Below are 21,392 nucleotides of genomic sequence, written 5' to 3'. Positions count from 1 at the left end.
GGGCAGATGGCACGCAGGAAGCCCGGACTAATAAGATGGCATTGAAATCCCCCGCGTTTCGTAAAAAATTCCCGTTGCTGGTGACTGGCGGTTTGCTGGCTCTGCAACCTCTTGCCACCCCGTTCGCGGTCGCCGCGGAGCAGTTTGACTGCGCCGCCTCGGCTTCCGGTTCCTGGGACTGCGCCCCCAAGACCACTGCGGCCCCGTTGCCGCCACGTCCCGTGCATGACACCAATGCCGTGGCCTCGGGCGCTGCAGCCCCGGCGGACAGCGGTTCCAGCAGCGGCAAGGCCGCCGGCCCGGTACTGGTCACCGAGGCCAAGGGTCGCGGCCTGCAGTCGCGCAGTGCCGACTACAGTCACCTCGACTGGGTCCCACGTGAGAAGCTGACGCCCGCACAGTTGGCCGAAGCCGGTCCTTACTGCTCTGGTTCCTATATCGAACCGATTCGTCCTGGCATGAATGACACGACGAATAAAAGTGATTCGCCGACCTTCATCGGGGCCAAGGCCTCGCGTTACGAACAGGATAAGCAGGTCGCCACACTGGCCGGCGACGTGGTCATGCGCCAGGGCAGTATGCAGGTCGAGGCCGACGAAGCCAGCCTGTACCAGGCCGAAAACCGTGGCGAGCTGAACGGCAACGTTCGTGTTCGCGACCAGGGTGCCCTGCTGGTCGGTGACCATGCCGAGGTGCAGCTGGACACGGGCGAGTCGCAGGTCGACAACGCCGAATACGTGATGCACAAGTCGCATGTGCGCGGCAACGCGCTGTACGCCAAGCGCGCCGAGAATGCGATCATTCGCCTCAAGGACGGTACGTACACCACGTGTGAGCCGAACAGCAACGCCTGGCAGCTCAAGGGCAACAACATCACCTTGAACCCCGCGACCGGCTTCGGTACGGCCACCAACGTGACCTTGCGGGTCAAGGACATTCCGGTCTTCTATACCCCGTACATCTACTTCCCGATCGATGACCGTCGCCAGTCCGGCTTCCTGCCGCCAAGCCTCTCCAGCGACAGCACCTCGGGCTTGAACCTGACCACGCCTTACTACTTCAACCTGGCACCGAACTACGACGCCACGTTGTATCCGCACTACATGACCAAGCGCGGACTGTTGACCGAAGGCGAGTTCCGCTATCTGACCAAGTCCACCGAAGGGCAGTTCGGCGGCGCGTTCCTGAACGACGAGAGCAACGATCGCGCCAAACAGACGGACTCCACCAAAGATCGCTACATGATCAACTGGCAGCACAAGGGCGGGCTGGATTCGCGGGTACTGACCACGGTCGACTACACCAAGATCAGCGATCCGTACTACTTCCAGGACTTGCAGACCTACCAGATCGGCGTCAAGAGCGCTGATTATGTGAATCAGCAGGCGATGGCGACCTATCGCGGTGACGATTTCAACGCCCAGTTGAACGTGCAGGCCTTTGAGTTGGCGAGCGTGGCGGTCATCACACCTTACAACCGCCTGCCACAGATCACTTTCGCCGGTGTCCTGCCTTATCATCCGGAAGGCCTCAATTTCACCTACGAAACTGAAGCTGTTCGCTTCGAGCGCAGCTTGCAGTCGGGTAACTATCTCGACAAGGACGGCGGGCCTTTCAATACTGACGGCACAGTCGGGACGCCGCGCCTGGACACCAACGTGACCGGCCTGGCCCGTGCCAACGGTGACCGCCTGAACCTGAAACCAGGTATCAGCCTGCCGCTCAACTCGACGTATGGCTATGTCATACCATCGCTGAAATACCAGTACACCCAATACGATCTGGACCTGAGCTCTCTGGGGCAAACCCAGATCCAGCAGGCTCAGGCCGCGCTCGGCGCGAATTACGTCGGCGGGGTCTACGACCGCTCGCAAAGCCGCGGCGTCCCTATCGCCAGTATCGACAGCGGCTTGTACTTCGACCGCGACACCCAATTGTTCGGCACCAACTACCGCCAGACCCTGGAACCTCGCCTGTTCTATCTCTATGTTCCGGAGAAGGACCAGAAAGACATTCCAGTGTTCGACACCGCCGAATACAGCTTCAACTATGCGTCGCTGTTCCGTGAAAACCGCTTCTCCGGCAATGACCGCGTCGGCGACGAGAACAAACTGTCCCTGGGCGTTACCAGCCGCTGGATCGAGGACAACGGTTTCGAACGTCAGCGCATCAGTGTTGGCCAGGCGTACTACTTCAAGGACCGCACGGTGCAGTTGCCGGGTGTCAACTTCACCACCCGCGCCGACGCCAAGACCAACGTGTCGCCGTACGCCCTGGAGTACGCCTACAACTTCAACCGCGACTGGCGTGCAACCGCCGACTACAACTGGGACCCGGAAAGCCACAGCCCGCGTTCCGGCAGTGCGATGTTCCACTACCAGCCTGAAGACAACCCGAACAAGGTGGTCAACGCCGGCTATCGCTATCGCAATGACCAGGTGATCTACAACCAGAACACCGGCCAATGGCAGTTCGGTGGTGACTACGGCACCCCAGGCACCGCGAACTTCGTGAAGGACTACTACAAGATCGAGCAGCACGACTTCTCGGTCATCTGGCCTGTCGTTCCGCAGTGGAACGTCATCAGCCGCTGGCAGTACGACTACAACCGCAACCGTACACTGGAAGCCTTCGGCGGCTTCGAGTACGACAACTGCTGCTGGAAAATGCGCCTGATCAACCGCTACTGGGTCCAGTATGACGAGTTCAGTCAACTGGCTCCGCAAAACGAACGAGGCGACCACGGTATCTTCCTTCAGTTTGTACTGAAGGGCCTGGGTGGCGTCATGGGCAACAAGGTCGAGAGCTTCCTCGACAAAGGCATCCAAGGTTATCGTGAACGTGAAGATCAAGCTTTCTGATTGTCTGCGCCCGCTGATGCTGGGCGCGCTGGTCCTGAGTGCGGCGGTTCACGCCGCCGTGCAACCCCTCGACACCGTCGCGGCCATCGTCGACAACGATGTGATCATGAAGAGCCAACTGGACCAGCGCGTCCACGAGGTTCAGCAGACCATCGCCAAGCGCGGTGGTGGCGTGCCGCCTACCAGCGTCCTCGACCAGCAGGTCCTCGACCGCCTGATCGTCGAGAACCTGCAATTGCAGATCGGCGAGCGCTCCGGCATTCGCATCAGCGACGATGAGCTGAACCAGGCCGTCGGCACCATTGCCCAGCGCAACAACATGAGCATCGATCAATTCCGCGCCGCCCTGGCGCACGACGGCCTCTCCTATGAGGACGCCCGTGACCAGATTCGCCGGGAAATGATCATCAGCCGCGTGCGTCAGCGTCGTGTCGCCGAGCGCGTCCAGGTTTCGGAACAGGAAGTGAAGAACTTCCTCGCCTCGGACCTGGGCAAGATGCAGCTCTCCGAAGAACTGCACCTGGCCAATATCCTGATTCCGACACCGGACAGCGCCAGTTCGCAAGCCATCCAGACGGCCGCGGCCCAGGCCCAGGACCTCTACCGGCAACTCAAGCAAGGCGCTGATTTCAGTCAGTTGGCCATTGCCCACTCCGGCAGCGACAACGCCCTGGAAGGCGGCGACATGGGCTGGCGCAAGCCGGCTCAACTGCCACCACCGTTCGACCGCATGCTGAACAGCATGGCGATTGGCGACATCAGCGAGCCGACACGCACCCCGGGGGGCTTCATCATCCTGAAGGTCCTGGAGAAGCGCGGTGGCGAGATGCAGATGCGTGACGAAGTCCATGTTCGTCACATCCTGATCAAGCCCAACGCCATTCGCAGCGAAGCCGAAACCCAGGCCCTGGCGCAGCGGCTCTACGAGCGGATCTCCAACGGCGAAGATTTCGCCACGCTGGCCAAGAGCTTCTCGGAAGACCCGGGCTCGGCGCTCAACGGCGGCGACCTGAACTGGGTCGACCCGAACGCGCTGGTACCGGAATTCCGCGAAGTGATGGCGAAGACCCCGCAAGGTGTCCTGTCCAAGCCGTTCAAGACCCAATACGGCTGGCACGTACTGGAAGTCCTCGGCCGTCGCGCCACCGACAGCACCACCCAGGCCCGCGAACAGCAAGCCATGACCGTGCTGCGTAATCGCAAATACGATGAAGAGCTGCAAACCTGGCTGCGTCAGATCCGTGACGAGGCCTACGTTGAAATCAAGCTCCCCGGCGCGGAACAGGCGCCAAAGTGAAACCCCGGCGTTTCGCATTGACACCCGGCGAGCCGGCGGGCATCGGTCCAGACCTTTGCCTGCTGCTCGCCGCGCAGTCCCAGCCCTACCCCCTGATCGCCATTACCAGCCGTGACCTGCTCCGTGAGCGGGCCGCGCAACTGGGCGTGACCGTCGATCTGCTACCAGTGGCACCGGGCCAATGGCCCGAGCAACCGGCCCCGGTGGGCAGCCTGTATGTCTGGGATACCCCGTTGTCGACCCCGGTCGTCGCCGGGCAACTGGACAAGGCCAATGCCGCCTTTGTCCTGGAAACCCTGACCCGTGCCGGCCAAGGCTGCCTGGACGGCGACTTCGCCGGCATGATCACCGCCCCGGTGCACAAGGGCGTGATCAACGAGTCCGGGATCGCCTTTTCCGGCCACACCGAGTTCCTCGCCGACCTGACCCACACCGCCCAGGTGGTGATGATGCTGGCGACCCGAGGACTGCGCGTGGCCCTGGTGACCACCCACCTGCCCCTGCGACACGTCGCCGATGCCATTACCCCGGAGCGCCTGGAGCGGGTCACCCGCATCCTGCATGGCGACCTGCGGGAAAAGTTCGGCATTGCCAAGCCGCGCATCCTGGTCTGTGGGCTCAACCCCCATGCCGGCGAGGGCGGGCACCTGGGTCACGAAGAAATCGACATCATCGAACCGACATTGGAGCGCCTGCGCGGCGAAGGCATGGACCTGCGTGGCCCGCTGCCCGCCGACACTCTGTTTACCCCCAAATATCTGGAGCACTGCGACGCGGTGCTGGCGATGTACCACGACCAGGGCCTGCCCGTGCTGAAATACAAAGGTTTCGGCGCCGCGGTCAACGTGACCCTGGGCTTGCCGATCATCCGCACTTCGGTCGACCACGGCACCGCCCTGGACCTGGCCGGCAGCGGCAAGATCGACACCGGCAGCCTGCAAGTCGCCCTGGAAACCGCCTACCAGATGGCCGAGACCCGTTTATGACCGAGCAATACCAACACCGGGCGCGCAAGCGTTTCGGACAGAACTTCCTGCATGACGCTGGCGTGATCGACCGCATCCTGCGCGCCATCAATGCCAAGGCCGAAGACCGCCTGCTGGAAATCGGCCCGGGCCAGGGTGCCTTGACCGAAGGCCTGCTGGGCAGTGGCGCACAACTGGATGTCGTCGAACTGGACAAGGACCTGGTGCCGATCCTCAACCAGCAATTCGCTGGCAGGCCGAATTTCAACCTGCACCAGGGCGATGCGCTGAAGTTCGACTTCACCCGCCTGAACCCGGCGCCCAACAGCCTGCGGGTGGTCGGCAACCTGCCCTACAACATCTCCACGCCGCTGATCTTCCACCTGCTGCACAACGCCAGCCTGATTCGCGACATGCACTTCATGCTGCAAAAGGAAGTGGTCGAACGCCTGGCCGCGGGCCCCGGCGGCGGCGACTGGGGACGCCTGTCGATCATGGTCCAGTACCATTGCCGCGTGGAACACCTGTTCAATGTCGGCCCGGGCGCCTTCAACCCGCCGCCCAAGGTCGACTCGGCCATCGTGCGCCTGGTGCCCCACGCCGTCCTGCCCCACCCGGCCAAGGATCACCGCCTGCTGGAGCGCATCGTTCGCGAAGCCTTCAACCAGCGCCGCAAAACCTTGCGCAACACCCTCAAGGCTCTGCTCGGCAGCGCCGAGATCGAGGCCGCCGGCGTCGACGGCAGCCTGCGCCCGGAACAGCTCGACCTGGCCGCCTTCGTGCGCCTGGCCGACAAACTCAGCGAGCAGACCGCCAGGACACCCGACGTCAACTGATCCCACCGGTAGCGGGCCAGCGTACATGTCTGGCCTACTACCCGGCACATGACCTAGACTGGGCTTAATCCCTGCGTCTCTTGCGCTTCAGCCTCCAAGGCCTCTTGCATGTCCGATCCTCGTTACCAGGTCGACGTCAGCGTCGTCACCCGCTTCCTCGCAGAACAATCGCAACCCGAGCAGAACCGCTTTGCCTTTGCCTACACCATCACGGTGCAGAACAACGGCCAACTGTCCGCGCGGTTGATGTCACGGCACTGGGTGATCACCGATGGCGACGGCCATGTGGAAGAAGTGCGCGGTGCCGGGGTCGTGGGTCAGCAACCGCTGATCGAGGCCGGCCAGAGCCACACCTACAGCAGTGGCACGGTGATGACGACGAAAGTCGGCAACATGCAGGGCAGTTACCAGATGCTGGCCGAAGACGGCAAGCACTTCGAAGCCGTGATCGCCCCCTTCCGCCTTGCCGTACCCGGGGCCCTGCACTGATGGCGGTGTATGCCGTCGGCGACCTGCAAGGCTGCCTGGAACCGCTCAAATGCCTGCTCGAACGCGTCAAGTTCGATCCGCTCCGGGATAAGCTGTGGGTGGTGGGTGACCTGGTCAACCGGGGCCCGCAGTCCCTGGAAACCCTGCGTTTTCTCTACCGCATGCGCGAGTCGCTGGTTTGCGTGCTGGGCAACCATGACCTGCACCTGCTCGCGGCCGGCCATAACATCGAACGCCTGAAAAAAAGCGATACGCTGCACGAGATCCTCGACGCGCCGGATCGCGCCGAACTGCTGGACTGGCTGCGCCGCCAAAAGCTGCTGCACCATGATGCCGAGCGCAACGTGGCCCTGGTCCACGCCGGCATTCCGCCCCAGTGGAGCCTGAAGAAAGCCCTCAAATGCGCCGCTGAAGTGGAAACAGCCTTGCGCGACGACAACCTCCTGCCCGCCTTCCTCGACGGCATGTACGGCAATGAGCCGAACAAGTGGGATGGTGCCCTGCAGGGCGTGACCCGCCTGCGGGTGATCACCAACTATTTCACCCGCATGCGCTTCTGCACCGCCGACGGCAAGCTCGACCTCAAGGGCAAGGAAGGCGCCGACACCGCGCCCCGCGGCTACGCCCCCTGGTTCAGCTACAAGGAGCGCAGGACCCAGGACCTGAAGATCATCTTCGGCCACTGGGCAGCCCTTGAGGGCCAATGCGACGAGCCCGGCATCTTCGCCCTCGATACCGGTTGCGTCTGGGGCGGTGCCATGACCCTGATGAACGTCGACACCGGCGAACGCCTGAGCTGCAAATGTGACGCCCAGGGGGGTGTCGCCCCGCCACCGACCCTGCGCGAGCGATTCCGCGCCTGGTTATATCGCTAGACTGTACGACCTACCCGCCCCCGACGGAGCCCAACATGACCGAATTCAAACGCATCCCGCCCGACCAAGCCCAGACCCTGCGCGAGCAAGGCGCCGTGGTCGTCGACATCCGCGACCCGCAGGCCTTCTCCCAGAGCCATATCAGCGGCGCCCGGCATCTGGATAACCACAACATCGCCGATTTCATTCGCGCCGCCGACCTCGATGCGCCGCTGGTGGTGTGCTGCTACCACGGCAATTCAAGCCAGAGCGCAGCCGCCTACCTGGTCAGCCAGGGCTTCAGCGACGTTTATAGCCTGGACGGTGGCTTCGAACTGTGGCGCACGACCTATCCATCAGAAATTGCTCAGGATATTTCCGAATAATTATTTTTCTCCTGCTGGAGCCCGCAGGATCCGCGGGCTAGAGCCTTTCCTGACGAACGGTCAGGCGCAACTAATTGCTCATCTTGACTTGCCCCCGCCGATTCCGAACTATCCTTAAGCGCAGGCCATCCAAATCAGGGGAGAGCCGGTACACCGGCGTTCGGGTCATCGGTAGCAATTTTCAAGGCGATTGTCGCCTTGAAGGTGTTCTGGGGGGTAAACGGCAACGGCTTCGCGGTTGCATGCCAGCACGGGACTGACTGATCCGGCACCGGCTCCACGTATCGAGCGAGGTGACGTCATGAGCATTTTCAGCCATTTCCAACAACGCTTCGAATCCACACGGCAAGAAGAACTCACGCTGCAGGAGTACCTCGAGCTGTGCAAAAAGGATCGCAGTGCCTATGCGTCATCGGCCGAGCGCCTGCTATTGGCCATCGGCGACCCCGAACTGCTGGATACGTCCACCAACTCGCGGTTGTCGCGCATCTTCTCCAACAAGGTGATTCGTCGCTATCCGGCCTTTGAAGACTTCCATGGGATGGAAGAATGCATCGACCAGATCGTTTCGTATTTCCGCCATGCCGCCCAGGGCCTGGAAGAGAAGAAACAGATCCTTTACCTGCTGGGTCCGGTCGGCGGCGGTAAATCGTCCCTGGCGGAAAAGCTGAAACAACTGATCGAGAAAGTGCCTTTCTATGCCATCAAGGGCTCACCGGTCTTCGAATCCCCCCTGGGTCTGTTCAACGCCACGGAAGATGGCGCGATCCTCGAGGAAGACTTCGGCATTCCCCGGCGCTACCTGAACACCATCATGTCTCCCTGGGCCACCAAGCGCCTGGCCGAGTTCGGCGGTGACATCAGCCAGTTCCGCGTGGTCAAGCTCTACCCTTCGATCCTCAACCAGATCGCCGTGGCCAAGACCGAACCGGGTGACGAAAACAACCAGGATATCTCCGCCCTCGTGGGCAAGGTCGATATCCGCAAGCTGGAAGAGTTTCCACAGAACGACGCCGACGCCTACAGCTACTCGGGCGCCCTGTGCCGGTCCAACCAGGGCCTGATGGAGTTCGTGGAAATGTTCAAGGCACCGATCAAGGTGCTGCACCCTCTGCTCACCGCCACCCAGGAAGGCAACTACAACAGCACCGAGGGCCTGGGGGCGATTCCGTTCACCGGCATCCTGCTGGCCCACTCCAACGAATCGGAATGGCACACCTTCCGCAACAACAAGAACAACGAAGCCTTCATCGACCGGATCTACATCGTCAAGGTCCCGTATTGCCTGCGGGTCAGCGACGAGGTGAAGATCTACGACAAGCTGCTGTTCAACAGTTCCCTGTCCAAGGCCCACTGCGCGCCCGACACCCTGAAGATGCTGGCCCAGTTCACCGTGCTCTCGCGCCTCAAGGAGCCGGAAAACTCCAACATCTACTCCAAGATGCGGGTATACGACGGCGAAAACCTCAAGGACACCGACCCCAAGGCCAAGTCGATCCAGGAATACCGCGACGTGGCAGGCGTGGACGAAGGCATGAACGGCCTGTCGACCCGCTTCGCGTTCAAGATCCTCTCGAAGGTCTTCAACTTCGATCCCCACGAGATCGCCGCCAACCCGGTTCACCTGCTGTACGTGCTGGAACAGCAGATCGAACAGGAACAGTTCCAGGCCGAAACCCGTGAGCGCTACCTGCGCTACCTCAAGGAATACCTGGCACCGCGCTATATCGAGTTCATCGGCAAGGAAATCCAGACCGCGTACCTGGAGTCCTACAGCGAGTATGGCCAGAACATCTTCGACCGCTACGTGCTGTACGCCGACTTCTGGATCCAGGACCAGGAATATCGCGACCCGGAAACCGGCGAGATCCTCAATCGCGTGGCCCTGAACGAAGAGCTGGAGAAAATCGAAAAGCCGGCCGGCATCAGCAATCCGAAGGATTTCCGCAACGAGATCGTCAACTTCGTCCTGCGCGCCCGGGCCAACAACAACGGCAAGAACCCGACCTGGCTCAGCTACGAGAAGCTGCGGGTGGTCATCGAGAAGAAAATGTTCTCCAACACCGAGGATCTGCTGCCGGTCATCAGCTTCAACGCCAAAGCCAGCAAAGAGGATCAAAAGAAACACAACGACTTCGTCACACGCATGGTCGAACGCGGCTACACCGACAAACAGGTACGCCTGCTCTCCGAGTGGTACCTGCGGGTCAGAAAATCGCAGTAGTAACGGGGCAGCTGCAAGCGGTACGTGACAAGCCGCAGGCACGCTCATCGGCATGCTTGCGGTGCGGGAGCCGACCGCTTGTCTTTAAGCTTCCAGCTTGGCGCTCGAAGCTTGTAACTTGAAGCTGTCCGGAGGGCTCCTCATGAGCTATGTGATCGACCGACGTCTCAACGGCAAGAACAAGAGCACAGTGAACCGCCAGCGCTTCCTGCGGCGCTACCGTGACCATATCAAAAAGGCTGTCGAGGAAGCCGTGAGTCGGCGCTCCATTACCGACATGGAACATGGCGAGCAGATCAGCATCCCCGGCCGCGACATCGATGAGCCCGTGCTGCACCACGGCCGTGGCGGCAAGCAAACCGTGGTTCATCCCGGCAACAAGGAATTCACCAGCGGCGAGCATATCCCCCGGCCTCCCGGCGGCGGTGGTGGCCGCGGCCCGGGCAAGGCCGGCAACTCGGGCGAAGGGATGGACGAGTTCGTCTTCCAGATCACCCAGGAAGAGTTTCTCGAGTTCATGTTCGAGGACCTGGAGCTGCCGAACCTGGTCAAGCGCAACCTCACCGGCACCGACACCTTCAAGACCGTCCGCGCCGGGATCAGCAACGAGGGCAACCCCTCGCGCATCAACATCATCCGTACCCTGCGCTCGGCCCACGCCCGACGGATCGCCCTGTCCGGCAGCAGCCGGGCCAAACTCAAGGAAGCCAAGGCCGAACTGGAGCGACTGAGACGGGAAGAGCCGGACAACTTCGGCGATATTCAGGAAATCGAGGCGGAGATCGAGAAACTCATCGCGCGCATCTATCGCATACCGTTCCTCGACACCTTCGACCTCAAGTACAACCTGCTGGTCAAGCAACCCAACCCCAGCTCCAAGGCCGTGATGTTCTGCCTGATGGACGTGTCCGGCTCCATGACCCAGGCGACCAAGGACATCGCCAAGCGCTTCTTCATCCTGCTGTACCTGTTTCTCAAACGGAACTACGACAAGATCGAGGTGGTGTTCATCCGCCATCACACCAGCGCCCGGGAAGTCGACGAAGAGGAGTTCTTCTACTCACGGGAAACCGGCGGCACCATCGTTTCCAGCGCCTTGAAGCTGATGCAGGAGATCATGGCCGAGCGCTACCCGACCAACGAGTGGAACATCTACGCCGCCCAGGCGTCTGACGGCGACAACTGGAACGATGACTCGCCGATCTGCCGCGACATCCTGATCAACCAGATCATGCCGTTCGTGCAGTACTACACTTACGTAGAGATCACCCCCCGCGAACACCAGGCCCTGTGGTACGAATACGAACGCATCTGCGAGGCGTTCAGCGATACGTTTGCCCAGCAGCAGCTGGTGTCGGCCGCCGATATCTATCCGGTTTTCCGTGAACTCTTCCAGCGCAGGTTAGTGACATGACCGCCAAAGAGCAGAAACAGCAGAAACGCCAACCCATTTCCACCGGCTCCGAGTGGACCTTCGAGCTGATCCAGGCCTACGACCGCGAAATCAGCCGTATCGCCAATCGCTATGCCCTGGATACCTACCCCAACCAGATCGAGGTGATTACCGCCGAGCAGATGATGGACGCCTACGCCTCCGTCGGCATGCCCCTGGGTTATCACCATTGGTCCTACGGCAAGCACTTCCTCAGCACGGAAAAATCCTATAGCCGCGGCCAGATGGGCCTGGCCTACGAAATCGTGATCAACTCGGACCCCTGCATTGCCTACCTGATGGAAGAGAACACCATCTGCATGCAAGCGCTGGTGGTGGCCCACGCCTGCTATGGCCACAACAGTTTCTTCAAGGGTAATTACCTGTTCCGCACCTGGACCGACGCCAGCTCGATCATCGACTACCTGGTCTTCGCCAAGCAGTACATCATGCAATGCGAGGAGCGCCATGGCATCGACGCGGTCGAAGACCTGCTCGACTCCTGCCACGCCCTGATGAACTACGGCGTCGACCGCTACAAACGCCCCTACCCGATTTCCGCGGAAGAGGAGCGACGGCGCCAGAAGGACCGCGAGGAGCACCTGCAGAAGCAGATCAACGACCTGTGGCGCACCATTCCCAAGGGTGCGGACAAGTTCAGCGACAAGGACAACGCACGTTTCCCCCCGAACCCCAGGAAAACATCCTCTATTTCATCGAAAAACACGCGCCGCTGCTGGAACCCTGGCAGCGGGAAATCGTGCGGATCGTGCGCAAGATCGCCCAGTACTTCTACCCGCAGCGCCAGACCCAGGTGATGAACGAAGGCTGGGCGACGTTCTGGCACTACACCCTGATGAACGATCTCTACGACGAAGGGCTGGTCACCGACGGCTTCATGATGGAGTTCCTGACCTCCCACACCAGCGTGGTGTTCCAACCGGGCTTCGACAGCCCCTACTACAACGGCATCAACCCCTACACCCTGGGGTTTGCCATGTACCGCGACATTCGACGGATCTGCGAGGAGCCGACGGAAGAAGACCGTCGCTGGTTCCCGGAACTGGCCGGCAGCGACTGGCTCTCGAGCATCAAGTTCGCCATGAGCAGCTTCAAGGACGAGAGCTTCATCCTGCAGTACCTGTCACCGAAAGTGATTCGCGACCTCAAGCTGTTCAGCATCCTCGATGACGACCAGCGCGACGACCTGCTGGTACCGGCCATTCATGACGAAGGCGGCTACCGGATCATTCGCGAAACCCTGGCCGCCCAGTACAACCTGGGCAACCGCGAACCCAACGTGCAGATCTGGAGCATTGACCGTCGCGGCGACCGCTCGCTGACCCTGCGTCACCAGCAACATGACCGCAAACCCCTGGGCGATTCGACCGACGAAGTGCTCAAGCACCTGCACCGGCTCTGGGGCTTCGATATCCACCTGGAAACCCTGCAAGGCGACCAGGTCATGAAAACCCACCACATCCCCCCAAGGGTGACCACAGCGATGGGGAATACGGTCGACTGGATCTGGCCGTGATTCATCTCTGAGCAGCACCCTCGCCTCCGCTGGCGCGATCCACGGGTTATCCTGTCGTGCCAACGGAGGTTTTTCATGCAGATTTATAAAGTCGGCGGCGCGGTTCGCGATCGCCTGCTGGGCCGGCCGGTTACCGATATCGACTGGGTGGTGGTGGGTGCCAGCGCCGAAGAGATGCTCGCCAAGGGATTTCGCCCGGTCGGTGCGGACTTTCCGGTTTTTCTCCACCCTTCGAGCGGTGAGGAATATGCCCTGGCCCGGACCGAGCGCAAGAGCGGACACGGCTATGGCGGGTTCACGTTCCACGCCAGCCCTGATGTCACACTGGAAGAGGACCTGATCCGCCGGGACCTGACCATCAATGCCATGGCTGAAGACGAGCACGGCAACCTGACCGACCCCTATCACGGCCAGGCGGATCTCGATGCCCGCCTTTTGCGTCATGTTTCCCCCGCCTTCGCCGAAGATCCCCTCCGGGTCCTGCGGGTAGCCCGCTTTGCCGCGCGTTATGCCGCCCTGGGTTTCAAGGTGGTCCCCGAGACCCTGGCGCTGATGCGCCAGCTGGCCGAATCGGGCGAGCTGCAAGCCCTGACGCCGGAGCGCAGCTGGAAGGAAATCTCCCGCGCCCTGATGGAAGACCAACCCCAGGTGTTCATCCAGGTGCTGCGCGACTGCGGTGCGCTCGCCGTGCTGTTTCCGGAAGTCGACGCCTTGTTCGGGGTGCCGCAACCCGAGGCACATCATCCGGAAATCGACAGCGGCGCGCATACCTTGAGCGTGCTGGAGCAAGCGGCACGCCATCGGCAACCGCTGACCGTCCGCTGGGCCTGCCTGCTGCACGACCTCGGCAAGGGACTGACGCCCGAAGACCAATGGCCGAAACACATTGCCCACGAGTCCAAGGGACTGAAGCTGATAAAGGCGGTGAATGAGCGCTACAAGGTACCGCGCGACTGCCAGGAACTGGCGTTGCTGGTGGGTGAGTACCACACCCATGGCCATCGCGCCCTGGAACTCAGAGCCTCGACCTTGCTGGAGTTGCTGCAGAGCTTCGATGTCTATCGACGACCGCAGCGTTTCGAGGAATTTATCGCCGCCTGCGAGATGGATGCCCGCGGGCGCCTGGGGCTGGAGGAGCGGGCTTATCCACAGGCGGACTATCTGCGAGGTGCGGCGGCGGCGGCCAAGGCGGTTGCCGTTCAGCCGCTGCTGGAACAGGGATTCAAGGGGCCGGAACTGGGCGAAGCGCTCAAGCGCGAACGCCTGAAAGCGCTCAAGGCCTACAAGGAGCAGGCCGCAGGCTAGGTGCGCGACCTACAGCAGGTCCGGGGGCGTCAACTGCCCCCCACGCCATTCAAATGCCACGGGAGCCAGCACCTGATCGATCCGCGCCTCTGCCCACAACGTCGCGAAAGGTTTCCCCGCCTCGGGATGCAGCCGGTCCGGCGCGATCAGCGCCAAAGGCCACAACACAAAGGCATTCTTGAGAATTTCCGCCCGAGGCAGGATCAGTCCGTCGAAATTCCCCACCCATTCGCCATACAACAGCACATCGATGTCCAGCGGCAGCCCTTTGCGATCCGGCGCATAGCGACCATTGTCGGCCTCGATGAATTTCAAGCGCCGATCCAGCTCCAGCAACGGCAGGTCGGTAAACGCCGACACCACCAGATTGAAGAACGGCCCGCTCTTGATGCCCACCGGCTGGCTTTCGAACACCGCCGAACAGCGGATATCCACCAGGAAACCGGCCAACGCGTCCAACCCGGCGCGCAAGTGGGTTTCGCGCTCGATATTACTGCCGAGCCCGAGATAAACCTGAGTTAGCGACATCCGCGCTCGATCTCCACGCCCACGCCCTTGGCCGCCGCAACGGCCCCCGGCTTGGTCAGCTTGAGGTGCAACCAGGGAATCTGGAACTCGCTCATCAGCACCTGTGCCAGGCGTTCGGCGAAGGTTTCCACCAACTGGAACTGCGACTGCTCGGCAAACAGCTGGATGCGCGCAGAAACGCTCGCATAATCGAGGGCCAGGCTCAGATCGTCACCGGCCGCGGCCGGGCGGTTGTCCCAGGCAAAACTGAGATCAAGGCGCAGGCACTGACGGATGCCGCGCTCCCAGTCATAGGCACCGATCACGGTGTCGACTTCCAGGCCCTCGATAAACACTCTGTCCAAGCACTTCTCTCCGCAGCACGACAAGGGCGCAATGCGCCGTTAGAATCAGGGCGTCCCCGCCCGGAATAGTTAGCATGTTTTGGTTACTGGCGATCCTCGCCTACCTGCTCGGCTCTCTGTCCTTCGCCATTTTGCTCAGCCGCCTCACGGGAAGCCCCGATCCGCGAATGAGTGGCTCGGGCAATGCCGGCGCCACCAACATGCTGCGTCTGGCCGGCAAGAAGCTGGCCATCCTGACCTTGCTCGGCGACCTCTGCAAAGGCTTGCTGTCGGTGCTGATCGCCGGCGCCGCCGGGTTGTCGCTCCAGCAGCAAGCCTGGGTCGGGCTCTGCGCCGTCCTCGGCCACCTGTTTCCAGTGTACTTCCGCTTTCGCGGCGGCAAGGGCGTCGCCACGGCGGCCGGCATGCTGCTGGGGCTGTACCCACCCGCCGCCCTGCTGGCCCTCGCGACCTGGCTCCTGACCTTCTACCTCACCCGCACCAGCTCCCTGGCCGCCTTGATCGCCACCCCGCTGACCCTGCCGCTGCTGGCCTGGCAGGAACCGGCTGCCTTGCTGCCGATGAGCGTGGTGACCGGACTGATCGTCTGGCGCCATCGCGGCAATCTACGCGACCTTTTCGCAGGGCGCGAACGACATTTCTGATCCTGGCCGTGAAGATGGCTCACACGCCACCTTCCATCGACCGCCGCTCAAATCGCCGACAACTGCTCCATGGGCCAGCGTGCCTGCACGCTGATCGCCAAGCTTTCCTTCTGTCCGGCCTGCAAACGCTGACACCCGGCAAACGCAATCATCGCGCCATTATCGGTACAGAACTCGGGGCGGGCATAGAACACACTGCCCTTCATGTCACCCAGCATCTTTTCCAGCGAGACCCGCAGGGCCTTGTTGGCACTGACGCCCCCGGCGATCACCAGGCGCTTCATGCCCGCCTGTTTCAGCGCACGCTTGCACTTGATGGTCAAAGTCTCCACCACCGCCTGCTGGAAGGCCAGCGAGATGTCGCAACGGGTTTGCTCGCCGTCGTCCCCAGCGCTGACGCACTGCTGCCAGGTATTCAGGGCGAAGGTCTTCAGGCCGCTGAAACTGAAATCCAGCCCCGGGCGATCGCACATCGGCCGCGGGAAGACGAAACGCCCCGCCACACCCTGCTCGGCCAAGCGGGCGATTTCCGGACCACCCGGATAATTGAGACCGATCATCTTCGCCGTCTTGTCGAACGCTTCACCGGCCGCATCGTCCAGGGTTTCCCCCAACAAGGCGTATTGGCCGATGCCGTCCACGCGAACGAGCTGGGTATGCCCGCCGGAGACCAACAAAGCGACGAACGGAAACTCCGGCGGCTGCTCTTCCAGCATCGGTGCCAGCAGATGGCCTTCCATGTGATGCACGCCCAGCGCTGGCACATCCCAGGCAAAGGCCAGGGCCTGGGCGCACGAAGCCCCGACCAGCAAGGCCCCGACCAGGCCAGGACCGGCCGTGTAGGCAATCGCATCGATCTCGGTCGGCGCGCAGTCGGCCTCGGCCAGGACCTGGCGGATCAACGGCAGCATGCGCTTGACGTGGTCACGCGAGGCCAGCTCCGGCACCACGCCACCATAGGCGCGGTGCAGGTCGATCTGACTGAACAGCGCATGGGCGAGAAGCCCGCGTTCACTGTCGTACAGCGCGACGCCGGTTTCGTCGCAGGAGGTTTCTAATCCCAGTACTAGCATGGGTTTGCGCCCTGAGGCTAAATTCGAAGGCGCGAATAATAGTCGTCACTCCGGGCCCCGACCAGCGGTTTTCGATCAGAGGCTTTGCATTCCTCGCCACGAGGGGTTAACATCCGCAACCCTTAAAAACCGACGATCTCCAGTGCGCTTTTGCCTGAGGACGTTGACCCCGGTAATGAATGAAGGTAGCTCTGGATGCCAGCCGTCAAAGTTAAAGAGAACGAACCCTTCGACGTAGCTCTGCGTCGTTTCAAGCGCTCCTGCGAAAAAGCCGGTGTTCTGGCTGAAGTTCGTAGCCGCGAATTTTACGAGAAGCCGACTTCCGAGCGTAAGCGTAAGGCAGCTGCTGCTGTCAAGCGTCACGCCAAGAAAGTTCAGCGCGAACAGCGCCGCGCCGTTCGTCTGTACTAATACACAGACGTTCGTTGCAAGCTTCTGCCAAGCCCGGCCCTCAGCCGGGCTAATGGCATTTGCGGATATCGCTTGATGCTTCACCGTCGAAGCCGCCGATGCGACCCAGACGAACCCGCTTCACCCCGTCAGACCTGGCACTCGCCAGCGGTGCACGTCTTTACTGACGAGCCTTCCAAGGCTAATGACGAGCACACCCTTTCCGTTCCAGCTATCGAGCACTCTGCGATGATGAGAACGCCATGGCGGGGCTGATTCCCCAAAGTTTCATTGACGACCTTCTCAACCGCACCGACATCGTCGACGTGGTGAGTTCGCGCGTGCAACTGAAAAAGGCCGGCAAGAACTACACCGCCTGCTGCCCGTTCCACAAGGAAAAGACACCGTCCTTCAGCGTCAGCCCGGACAAGCAGTTCTACTACTGCTTTGGCTGCGGCGCTGGCGGCAACGCCCTCGGCTTCCTCATGGACCACGACAACCTGGATTTCCCCCAGGCCGTCGAGGACCTGGCCAAAGCCGCCGGCATGGAAATCCCCCGCGAGGAAAGCGGCCGCGCGCACAAACCGCGCCAGCCGACCGATTCGCCGCTCTACCCGCTCCTGACGGCGGCCGCCGATTTTTATCGCCAGGCGCTGAAAAGCCACCCGGCACGCAAGGCGGCGGTGGACTACCTCAAGGGTCGCGGCCTGACCGGGGAGATCGCCCGGGATTTCGGCCTGGGCTTTGCCCCGCCGGGCTGGGACAACCTGTTCAAGCACCTTTCCAGCGACACGCTCCAGCAGAAAGCCATGATCGACGCCGGCCTGCTGATCGAGAACGCTGAAACCGGCAAGCGCTACGACCGCTTCCGCGACCGCGTGATGTTCCCCATCCGCGATACCCGCGGCCGGATCATCGCCTTCGGCGGCCGGGTACTGGGCGACGACAAGCCCAAATATCTGAACTCGCCGGAAACCCCGGTGTTTCACAAGGGCCAGGAACTCTACGGCCTGTTCGAGGCCCGCAAGAACAACCGCAACCTCGACGAAATCATCGTCGTCGAAGGCTACATGGACGTTATCGCCCTGGCCCAGCAAGGCCTGCGCAACGCCGTCGCGACCCTGGGCACCGCCACCAGCGAAGAACACCTCAAGCGCCTGTTTCGCGTGGTGCCCAACGTCCTGTTCTGCTTCGACGGCGACCAGGCAGGCCGCAACGCCGCCTGGCGCGCACTGGAAGCGACCCTGGGCAGCCTGCAGGACGGCCGTCGCGCACGCTTCCTGTTCCTGCCCGAAGGCGAAGACCCGGACACCCTGATTCGCGCCGAAGGCACTGACGCCTTCCGCGCCCGGATCAACCAGCACGCACAGCCGCTGGCGGATTATTTCTTCCAGCAACTGAGCGAAGAGGCGGACCCGCGCTCACTGGAAGGCAAGGCGCACATGGCCACCCTCGCCGCACCGCTGATCGACAAGGTGCCGGGGGCGAACCTGCGCACCCTGATGCGCCAACGCCTCACACAGATTACCGGCCTGACCAGCGAAACCGTCAGCCAACTGGCGCACAGCGCGCCGGCCGAAGCGCCACCGCCCTACGACCCCGGCATCGACTACGACGCCATGCCCGACTATTCGGACTACCATGCGCCGCAGGAGGCCTACGCCCCCAGCAGGAGTGGACCCCGAAGAAGCCCGGTGCGGGCGGCAAGAAATGGGAAAAAAAACCCTGGGACAAGAACGGCAAGCGCGGCGGCGACCGCGACGAGCCCCGTGGCCCGCGTACCCCGGCGCCCGTCGAGCCGCCGACGCTCACCGCCCTGCGCACATTGGTCCATCACCCGCAACTGGCCGCCAAGGTCGAGACCGCCGGTCACCTCGCGGATGAAGAAAACGTCCATGCACAGCTGCTCGTGGCCTTGCTCGAAGCCGTGCAAAAGAATCCTGAGCTAAGCTCATTTCAACTACTTTCGCGCTGGCACGGCACCGACCAGGGTCGATTACTCACCCGTTTGGCGGAAAAGGAGTGGCTGATCGAAGGAGATAACCTTGAACAACAGTTTTTCGACACCATAACCAGCTTGTCGACCCGTCAACGCGAGCGAAAGCTGGAGCAACTCATCAGGAAGTCGCGGCAAGGCGAATTGAGCGCTGAAGACAAAAATCAGCTGCTTGAACTGCTAAAACGCAATCTTCCTGCATCAAACCCGACCTCAACTGGCGCGTGAGGTCATAGCTCGGGTATAATCCTCGGCTTGTTTTTTGCCCGCCAAGACCTTCAGTGGATAGGGTGTTATGTCCGGAAAAGCGCAACAGCAGTCTCGCCTCAAAGAGTTGATCAGCCGTGGTCGTGAGCAGGGTTACCTGACTTACGCGGAGGTCAACGACCACCTGCCGGAGGATATTTCAGATCCGGAACAGGTGGAAGACATCATCCGCATGATCAACGACATGGGGATCAACGTATTCGAGAGTGCTCCGGATGCGGATGCCCTTTTGTTGGCCGAAGCCGATACCGACGAAGCCGCTGCCGAAGAAGCAGCAGCAGCGTTGGCGGCCGTGGAAACCGACATCGGTCGCACTACCGACCCGGTGCGCATGTACATGCGCGAAATGGGTACGGTAGAGCTGCTCACACGTGAAGGCGAAATCGAAATCGCCAAGCGTATCGAAGAGGGCATCCGTGAAGTGATGGGCGCTATCGCGCACTTCCCCGGCACGGTTGAACACATCCTCAGCGAATACGATCGCGTCACCAGCGAAGGCGGTCGCCTGTCCGACGTCCTGAGCGGCTATATCGATCCGGACGACGGCACTGCGCCGCCGGCCGCCGAAGTACCGCCACCTGTCGATGCCAAGGCCGTGAAAGCGGACGACGACAGCGACGACGATGACGCCGAAGCCAGCGACGACGAAGAAGAAGCCGAAAGCGGTCCAGACCCGATCATTGCCGCACAGCGCTTCGGCGCCGTGGCCGAGCAGATGGAAATCACCCGCAAGGCCCTGAAAAAGCACGGTCGCCATCACAAGCTGGCAGTTGCCGAACTGGTGGCCCTGGCCGACCTGTTCATGCCGATCAAGCTGGTGCCCAAGCAGTTCGAAGGCCTGGTCGAGCGCGTTCGCGACGCCCTGGACCGCCTGCGCCAGCAGGAACGCGCCATCATGCAGCTGTGCGTGCGTGATGCCCGCATGCCGCGTGCCGACTTCCTGCGCCAGTTCCCGGGCAATGAAGTCGACGAAAGCTGGTCCGACGCCCTGGCCAAAGGCAAGAGCAAGTACGCCGAAGCCATTGGTCGTGTGCAAGCCGATATCGTTCGTTGCCAGCAGAAGCTGACTGCGCTCGAGACCGAAACCGGCCTGACCATCGTCGAAATCAAGGACATCAACCGTCGCATGTCGATCGGTGAGGCCAAGGCCCGCCGCGCGAAGAAAGAGATGGTTGAAGCGAACCTGCGTCTGGTGATCTCCATCGCCAAGAAGTACACCAACCGCGGCCTGCAGTTCCTCGACCTGATCCAGGAAGGCAACATCGGCCTGATGAAGGCGGTGGACAAGTTCGAATACCGTCGCGGCTACAAGTTCTCGACCTATGCCACCTGGTGGATCCGTCAGGCGATCACTCGCTCGATCGCCGACCAGGCCCGCACCATCCGTATTCCGGTGCACATGATCGAGACGATCAACAAGCTCAACCGTATTTCCCGGCAGATGCTGCAGGAAATGGGTCGTGAACCGACGCCGGAAGAGCTGGGCGAACGCATGGAAATGCCTGAGGACAAGATCCGCAAGGTATTGAAGATCGCTAAAGAGCCGATCTCCATGGAAACCCCGATCGGTGATGACGAAGACTCTCATCTGGGTGACTTCATCGAAGACTCGACCATGCAGTCGCCCATCGATGTCGCCACCGTTGAAAGCCTCAAGGAAGCGACTCGCGAAGTGCTCTCCGGCCTCACTGCCCGTGAAGCCAAGGTACTGCGCATGCGCTTCGGTATCGACATGAATACCGACCACACCCTTGAGGAAGTCGGTAAGCAGTTCGATGTCACCCGTGAGCGGATTCGCCAGATCGAAGCCAAGGCGCTGCGCAAGCTGCGCCACCCGACGCGAAGCGAGCATCTGCGCTCCTTCCTCGACGAGTGATACCAAAACCCCCGGCTTGCCGGGGGTTTTGCTTTGTGCAGATTCCCTTTTCTCCAGCCGCCGTCCGTCTACACTCGAATCATCCCCC

At 61.7% G+C, this 21,392-nt stretch carries 16 protein-coding genes and 2 pseudogenes; 15 read left to right on the top strand and 3 right to left on the bottom strand.

All coding sequences use genetic code 11. The annotated features are described in order from the left end of the window. Positions 1-35: 35 nt before the first annotated feature. From NUH87_RS20195 to NUH87_RS20145, 11 genes and pseudogenes are all read left to right on the top strand, one after another. Complete coding sequence (locus NUH87_RS20195) at positions 36-2,861, top strand: LPS-assembly protein LptD (protein ID WP_338522448.1); 2,826 nt, start codon at positions 36-38, stop codon at positions 2,859-2,861. Beyond that, positions 2,842-4,158 (top strand): peptidylprolyl isomerase, encoded by a 1,317-nt coding sequence (locus NUH87_RS20190; protein ID WP_338522447.1) that lies wholly within the window; start codon positions 2,842-2,844, stop codon positions 4,156-4,158. Before NUH87_RS20195 ends, NUH87_RS20190 begins: the two co-directional genes overlap by 20 nt. Beyond that, complete coding sequence (pdxA, locus tag NUH87_RS20185; RefSeq protein ID WP_338522446.1) at positions 4,155-5,144, top strand: 4-hydroxythreonine-4-phosphate dehydrogenase PdxA; 990 nt, start codon at positions 4,155-4,157, stop codon at positions 5,142-5,144. The genes NUH87_RS20190 and pdxA overlap by 4 nt, the downstream gene beginning before the upstream one ends. Then, complete coding sequence (gene rsmA / locus NUH87_RS20180) at positions 5,141-5,959, top strand: 16S rRNA (adenine(1518)-N(6)/adenine(1519)-N(6))-dimethyltransferase RsmA (protein WP_040063437.1); 819 nt, start codon at positions 5,141-5,143, stop codon at positions 5,957-5,959. The genes pdxA and rsmA overlap by 4 nt, the downstream gene beginning before the upstream one ends. A gap of 108 nt (positions 5,960-6,067) precedes the next feature. Then, on the top strand, positions 6,068-6,448 hold the full coding sequence (apaG, locus tag NUH87_RS20175) for a Co2+/Mg2+ efflux protein ApaG (protein ID WP_040063438.1): 381 nt from the start codon (positions 6,068-6,070) through the stop codon (positions 6,446-6,448). After that, complete coding sequence (locus tag NUH87_RS20170) at positions 6,448-7,323, top strand: symmetrical bis(5'-nucleosyl)-tetraphosphatase (protein WP_338522445.1); 876 nt, start codon at positions 6,448-6,450, stop codon at positions 7,321-7,323. The genes apaG and NUH87_RS20170 overlap by 1 nt, the downstream gene beginning before the upstream one ends. Before the next feature lie 35 nt (positions 7,324-7,358). After that, on the top strand, positions 7,359-7,688 hold the full coding sequence (gene glpE, locus NUH87_RS20165) for a thiosulfate sulfurtransferase GlpE (RefSeq protein ID WP_040063441.1): 330 nt from the start codon (positions 7,359-7,361) through the stop codon (positions 7,686-7,688). A gap of 301 nt (positions 7,689-7,989) precedes the next feature. Beyond that, a complete protein-coding gene (locus NUH87_RS20160) occupies positions 7,990-9,912 on the top strand; it encodes a PrkA family serine protein kinase (RefSeq protein ID WP_040063444.1) in 1,923 nt (640 codons plus the stop codon). A gap of 142 nt (positions 9,913-10,054) precedes the next feature. Then, positions 10,055-11,326, top strand: a complete 1,272-nt coding sequence (locus NUH87_RS20155) for a YeaH/YhbH family protein (RefSeq protein WP_338522444.1) — start codon at positions 10,055-10,057, stop codon at positions 11,324-11,326. Further along, positions 11,323-12,892, top strand: a pseudogene (locus tag NUH87_RS20150) (SpoVR family protein). Before NUH87_RS20155 ends, NUH87_RS20150 begins: the two are co-directional and overlap by 4 nt. A gap of 64 nt (positions 12,893-12,956) precedes the next feature. Further along, complete coding sequence (locus tag NUH87_RS20145) at positions 12,957-14,186, top strand: multifunctional CCA addition/repair protein (RefSeq protein ID WP_338522443.1); 1,230 nt, start codon at positions 12,957-12,959, stop codon at positions 14,184-14,186. A 9-nt stretch (positions 14,187-14,195) separates the two neighbouring features. Here the strand turns inward: NUH87_RS20145 and folK are convergent, their stop codons facing one another. Together folK and folB are read right to left on the bottom strand one after the other, a co-directional pair. Beyond that, a complete protein-coding gene (folK, locus tag NUH87_RS20140; protein ID WP_040063451.1) occupies positions 14,196-14,714 on the bottom strand; it encodes a 2-amino-4-hydroxy-6-hydroxymethyldihydropteridine diphosphokinase in 519 nt (172 codons plus the stop codon). After that, the gene (gene folB, locus NUH87_RS20135; RefSeq protein ID WP_040063453.1) at positions 14,705-15,058 is read right to left on the bottom strand and encodes a dihydroneopterin aldolase; all 354 of its coding nucleotides are present in this window, start codon (positions 15,056-15,058) and stop codon (positions 14,705-14,707) included. The genes folK and folB overlap by 10 nt, the downstream gene beginning before the upstream one ends. 74 nt (positions 15,059-15,132) lie before the next feature. Here folB and plsY point away from each other — a divergent pair, with 74 nt between their 5' ends. Continuing rightward, entirely contained in the window at positions 15,133-15,702 is a 570-nt protein-coding gene (gene plsY, locus NUH87_RS20130; protein ID WP_338522442.1) for a glycerol-3-phosphate 1-O-acyltransferase PlsY, read from the top strand. 47 nt (positions 15,703-15,749) lie between these two features. Here plsY and tsaD read toward each other — a convergent pair whose 3' ends face one another. Next, positions 15,750-16,775 (bottom strand): tRNA (adenosine(37)-N6)-threonylcarbamoyltransferase complex transferase subunit TsaD, encoded by a 1,026-nt coding sequence (gene tsaD / locus NUH87_RS20125; protein ID WP_338522441.1) that lies wholly within the window; start codon positions 16,773-16,775, stop codon positions 15,750-15,752. Between the two features lie 195 nt (positions 16,776-16,970). Here tsaD and rpsU point away from each other — a divergent pair, with 195 nt between their 5' ends. The 3 genes and pseudogenes from rpsU (at position 16,971) to rpoD (ending at position 21,304) form a co-directional block, all read left to right on the top strand. After that, on the top strand, positions 16,971-17,186 hold the full coding sequence (gene rpsU, locus NUH87_RS20120) for a 30S ribosomal protein S21 (RefSeq protein WP_002551877.1): 216 nt from the start codon (positions 16,971-16,973) through the stop codon (positions 17,184-17,186). A 242-nt stretch (positions 17,187-17,428) separates the two neighbouring features. Beyond that, a pseudogene (dnaG, locus tag NUH87_RS20115) lies at positions 17,429-19,389 on the top strand (DNA primase). 67 nt (positions 19,390-19,456) lie between these two features. Further along, positions 19,457-21,304: an RNA polymerase sigma factor RpoD gene (gene rpoD / locus NUH87_RS20110; RefSeq protein ID WP_040063462.1), complete on the top strand. Its 1,848-nt coding sequence runs from the start codon at positions 19,457-19,459 to the stop codon at positions 21,302-21,304. Positions 21,305-21,392: the final 88 nt, after the last annotated feature.

The organism is Pseudomonas batumici (assembly GCF_036585405.1).
In the GTDB taxonomy this organism is placed as follows: Bacteria; Pseudomonadota; Gammaproteobacteria; order Pseudomonadales; family Pseudomonadaceae; genus Aquipseudomonas; species Aquipseudomonas batumici.
Note: the sequence above shows the minus strand (reverse complement) of the source record. Positions and strands in the feature narration are given on the sequence as shown.

Excerpts from the sequence above, each read along its gene's own strand:
- glpE (WP_040063441.1), top strand. The coding sequence starts at position 7,359 with ATGACCGAATTCAAACGCATCCCGCCCGACCAAGCCCAGACCCTGCGC.
- rsmA (WP_040063437.1), top strand. The coding sequence starts at position 5,141 with ATGACCGAGCAATACCAACACCGGGCGCGCAAGCGTTTCGGACAGAAC.
- NUH87_RS20155 (WP_338522444.1), top strand. The coding sequence starts at position 10,055 with ATGAGCTATGTGATCGACCGACGTCTCAACGGCAAGAACAAGAGCACA.
- NUH87_RS20195 (WP_338522448.1), top strand. The coding sequence starts at position 36 with ATGGCATTGAAATCCCCCGCGTTTCGTAAAAAATTCCCGTTGCTGGTG.
- NUH87_RS20170 (WP_338522445.1), top strand. The coding sequence starts at position 6,448 with ATGGCGGTGTATGCCGTCGGCGACCTGCAAGGCTGCCTGGAACCGCTC.
- NUH87_RS20145 (WP_338522443.1), top strand. The coding sequence starts at position 12,957 with ATGCAGATTTATAAAGTCGGCGGCGCGGTTCGCGATCGCCTGCTGGGC.
- folK (WP_040063451.1), bottom strand. The coding sequence starts at position 14,714 with ATGTCGCTAACTCAGGTTTATCTCGGGCTCGGCAGTAATATCGAGCGC.
- NUH87_RS20160 (WP_040063444.1), top strand. The coding sequence starts at position 7,990 with ATGAGCATTTTCAGCCATTTCCAACAACGCTTCGAATCCACACGGCAA.
- rpoD (WP_040063462.1), top strand. The coding sequence starts at position 19,457 with ATGTCCGGAAAAGCGCAACAGCAGTCTCGCCTCAAAGAGTTGATCAGC.
- tsaD (WP_338522441.1), bottom strand. The coding sequence starts at position 16,775 with ATGCTAGTACTGGGATTAGAAACCTCCTGCGACGAAACCGGCGTCGCG.
- apaG (WP_040063438.1), top strand. The coding sequence starts at position 6,068 with ATGTCCGATCCTCGTTACCAGGTCGACGTCAGCGTCGTCACCCGCTTC.
- plsY (WP_338522442.1), top strand. The coding sequence starts at position 15,133 with ATGTTTTGGTTACTGGCGATCCTCGCCTACCTGCTCGGCTCTCTGTCC.
- rpsU (WP_002551877.1), top strand. The coding sequence starts at position 16,971 with ATGCCAGCCGTCAAAGTTAAAGAGAACGAACCCTTCGACGTAGCTCTG.